Genomic DNA, 3851 nt, shown 5'->3' with positions numbered 1-3851 from the left:
CCTATGCGATGTGGAACCTGGAAGACCGCGGCCCGATGATCATCGATCCGGGCGTCAAGGTCTATCAGGGCATGATCATCGGCATCCACTCCCGCGATAACGACCTCGAAGTGAACGTGCTGAAGGGCAAGAAGCTCACCAACATCCGCGCGGCCGGCAAGGACGAGGCGGTGAAGCTGACGCCGCCGATCCGCATGACGCTGGAGCGCGCGCTGGCGTGGATCCAGGACGACGAGCTGGTCGAGGTGACGCCGAAGACCATCCGTCTGCGCAAGCTGTATCTCGATCCGAACGAGCGCAAGCGCTTCGAGAAGTCGGCCAAGGTGATGGGCGCGGCCTAGAGCCTTCCAGACAGGTTTCAAAGAGGGAGCGCGTGCTCCCTCTTTAGTTTCAGCGGCACGCAGAAGCCACGATGATGTCGCGGTCCGCTTCGCCGGACAGATCAACGCGAACCGCCATGCGGTCGCGCGCCGGCTTGCGCAAGGCCCTGATGCCGTCCGGCTCGATGGTCAGTTTCCGCTCTTCCCAGCCCTGCAACCTCGATCGTGAAATGCCGAATTCCGCAGCCAGCAGCCGATCGAGCCGCAGCGGCGTCGCGGCGTCGAGCCGAAGCTCGAGCCAAAACACGGTCGCGCCTTCCGGATCGCCTCCCAGAATCTGTTTGCGAATGGCGACGTCCGCGAACTCCTCGATCTTTCCGGTCCGGTCGCGCAGCGCGGCGGCGTCGAAGGCAAAGCGGCGGGCAAGAGCCGGTTCATTGCTTTCAAGCGCCGCGAGCAAGACCGGCTCGATATCGCGCCGATTCCGCCGCTCCAGGATGGTGAAGTTCCATGAATTGTCGCAAGCCACGCAGCGATAGATCAGCCATGCGTCGATGCGCTTGCCGTTGGCATTGACGCGGAATTTGTCGCTGCACCGGTATGGCCTGATGCCGCCGCAGCGGTTGCAGTTGATGAGAGGTCGAGGCGCGATCGCCGGTGCGATCGTCCAGCGGATACACAAGGTAGAAGACAAGCCGGTAAGTCCTTCCCGTCGGGAAGTCCGTCAGGCGGGCACTGTCCGAGATGCCCATGCGGGCACGGCGTGGCGAAAGGCTGCAATGTTGGAAATCAGGCGTCGGCGTGGATCACGCGCGGCGGCTCAGCAATGCCAAACCGGTCTCGAATCGCCGCCTGAAGAACACATGAAACGATGCCGGCGCCGGAATGCGGTGCCTGCGGTGCTTTCGGGGAGTTGACGAGACCGGCGGTTACTGAGGCAAAGTGATGCTCAAAATGGATGTATGTGCAGCCCTTCTAGCTGCGCGCCGACGAGCCGGCAAGTCCGGCCGGTTGTCAATGCCGTGGCGGTCGCGTTGGGTGGGCTCAAACCTCAAAACGAAAGACAATCGGGCGAAGAAGATCGCCAACCGCGTCAGCGCCACGGCGATGGCAGGAGGCGCGGCCGCGATCGCAGTTCGCTCCCGAGCCTCACATCATTTCGATGATTGGCGCTACTTCGACGCTGCAATTCGGCATCGCCAGCATCGGGCAGCCCTTTGCCTTCTCGGCGGCATCGTCGATATCCCTGGCCTCGATGATCGAGTAGCCACCGGTCGGATTGATGCCGCCATTGTTCTCGATCTTGCCGCCGGACAGCACGGTCTTCGACATGCCGACCGGATTGCCGCCGTCGACCACGGCCTTGCCGAGCTTACCGAACCAGCCATTCCAGGCGTCGGTCACCGCTTTGCGCTCGGCTTCGGTGGCTGGCATCTTGCCGGAGCCATGATAGACATAGAGAAATTTTGTCATGTTCTCCTCCGTTGTCAGCGGCGTCGAACCGGCACGCGGCTACGCCGCCTTGCGATATGCGGCCATGCCGCACCCCTCGATCATCGGACCAAACCGGCGAACACGCAATCGATGATAAGTTGTGTCTAATGTAGTGAGCTTCACCGCGCCATGGCGTGGTATTCGGGGTTCGGCCGCATGTCGACAGCCGCCGCTACGCGGTTCGACATGTTGAAGAAGGCTGCCGTCGAGGCAATGTCCCAGATATCGCGGTCGGAAAAGCCGGCTTGGCGGAGCGCCGCGCGGTCGGCTTCAACGATCCTGGCCGGCTCCTCGGTCAGCTTGACCGCGAATTCGAGCATAGCCGTCTGTCTGGCCGAGAGAGCGGCGGCGCGGAAATTCATCACCATCACCTCGCCCAGCGCCGGATCACCCGACAGTTGGCGCACCGCGGCGCCATGCGCGGTGAGGCAATAATAGCAGTGGTTGATGGAGGAGACGGCGACCGCGATCATCTCGCGCTCCAGCTTCGAGAGGCCTGACTCGCCCAGCATCAGGTCATTGTACATCTCGGTGAAGGCGCGCAGCTTCTTCTCGTCGAAGGCGTAAGCCAGAAGCACGTTGGGGACGAGGCCGAGCTTCTCCTCGCATTTGGCAAAATAGGCTTTCGTCGCCTCGCTGAGCTCCGCCTGAACGAGGTCGAGCGCGGTAATTTTCTCGGTCATGGCCGTTCTCCTGGCGGGCGCGATGGCGTCGGTTCGAATTTTTTAATGCGTCGTCAAACCTTTGTCGCCAAACGGCGGTCATCTGCTACCATAGCCGCAAAAGCATGCCACGGGAGGGAATAAGCGTCATGGCCAGCGTGAAATCCAAGCCGAAGAAGAAAGCTGCCGCCACCGCCAAAGCGGCGGATAAATCGGGAAAGCTTGCCGACTATCTGCTTGCCCGCGCCCCGGCCGAGGACATTGCGGCGTATGACGCAACCGCCCTGGAGCGCGCCGGCGAACTCGCCAGCCGGGCCGTTGCCGCCCACAAGAAGGGCGAAAGCGTCGTCGCCGTCGATGCCGACTCGGGCGTTGCCTGCGACGGCCGCCCGATCACGGTCATCACCGTCGTCAACGACAACATGCCGTTCCTGTTCGATTCGATCCTCGGCGAGATTACCGAGACGTCCGGCGAGCCGACCCTGGTCACCCATCCGATCGTCACGGTTCGCCATGGCAAGACAGGTGTCGCCGAGGTCCTCGGCGACGGCGCCAAGGAGGATGACGATCACGACCGGCTGAGCGTCGTGCATGTCCACATTCCGCGGCTGAGCGCCGAACAGGCGAGCGCGCTCACCGAGCGACTGCGCAAGATGCTGAGCCAGGTCCGCGCCGCCGTCGTCGACTGGAAGCGGATGCTCGCCCGCCTCGACCAGGCGATCTCCGAGTTCCGTTACTCGGCCGTGCCGCTCGACAAGAAGAGCGTCGCGGAGGCGATCGCCTTCCTCGAATGGCTGCGCGACGACAATTTCACCTTCCTCGGCATGCGCGAGTTCAAATATGTCGGTGGCGAGGAGAGCGGCACGCTGGAGCGCGCCGAGAAGCCCGGCCTCGGCATCTTGACCGATCCGGACGTGCTGGTGTTGCGGCGCGGCACCGAGGCAGTGACGACGACGCCCGAAATCCGCGCTTTCCTGCATGGGCCTGAGCCGCTGATCGTCACCAAGGCGAACGCCAAGTCGCTGGTGCATCGCCGCATCTATCTCGACTATATCGGCATCAAGACCTACACGTCGAAAGGCGCGCTCGCGGGCGAGCTGCGCATCGTCGGCCTATTCACCTCGACCGCCTACACGCGCTCGGTGATGAAGATCCCGTATCTGCGCTCGAAAGCCGAGACCGTGATCTCGAAATCCGGCTTCGATGCGCACGACCATTCCGGCAAGGCGCTGATCAACATCCTGGAGAGCTATCCCCGCGACGAGCTTTTCCAGGTGCCGGTGCCGATCCTGCGCAAGCACGCAGTCGCCATTCTGGGGTTGATCGAGCGGCCGCGCGTCAGGGCGCTGGTGCGCGTCGACCAGTTCGACCGCTT

The 3851-nt window shown here is 63.0% G+C and carries 3 protein-coding genes and 2 pseudogenes; 2 read left to right on the top strand and 3 right to left on the bottom strand.

Annotated features, from left to right (window positions below; translation table 11 throughout):
* A pseudogene (locus tag Q0L57_RS07775) lies at positions 1-341 on the top strand (translational GTPase TypA); the annotation flags it as partial.
* A 49-nt stretch (positions 342-390) separates the two neighbouring features.
* On the opposite strand, the gene Q0L57_RS07770 reads toward Q0L57_RS07775, so the two are convergent.
* The 3 genes from Q0L57_RS07770 to Q0L57_RS07760 form a co-directional block, all read right to left on the bottom strand.
* Positions 391-1014 (bottom strand): DUF1062 domain-containing protein, encoded by a 624-nt coding sequence (locus tag Q0L57_RS07770; RefSeq protein ID WP_296740609.1) that lies wholly within the window; start codon positions 1012-1014, stop codon positions 391-393.
* Positions 1015-1469: 455 nt separating this feature from the next.
* The gene (locus tag Q0L57_RS07765; RefSeq protein ID WP_296740606.1) at positions 1470-1793 is read right to left on the bottom strand and encodes a hypothetical protein; all 324 of its coding nucleotides are present in this window, start codon (positions 1791-1793) and stop codon (positions 1470-1472) included.
* 140 nt (positions 1794-1933) lie between these two features.
* Positions 1934-2497 (bottom strand): peroxidase-related enzyme, encoded by a 564-nt coding sequence (locus Q0L57_RS07760; RefSeq protein ID WP_296740605.1) that lies wholly within the window; start codon positions 2495-2497, stop codon positions 1934-1936.
* A 128-nt stretch (positions 2498-2625) separates the two neighbouring features.
* On the opposite strand from Q0L57_RS07760, the pseudogene Q0L57_RS07755 reads away from it, so the two are divergent.
* A pseudogene (locus Q0L57_RS07755) lies at positions 2626-3851 on the top strand (NAD-glutamate dehydrogenase domain-containing protein); the annotation flags it as partial.

This window comes from Mesorhizobium sp., assembly GCF_024509055.1.
Taxonomy (GTDB): domain Bacteria; phylum Pseudomonadota; class Alphaproteobacteria; order Rhizobiales; family Rhizobiaceae; genus Mesorhizobium.
The sequence above is the reverse complement of the archived record's forward strand: the minus strand, read 5'-3'. Positions and strand labels throughout refer to the sequence as shown.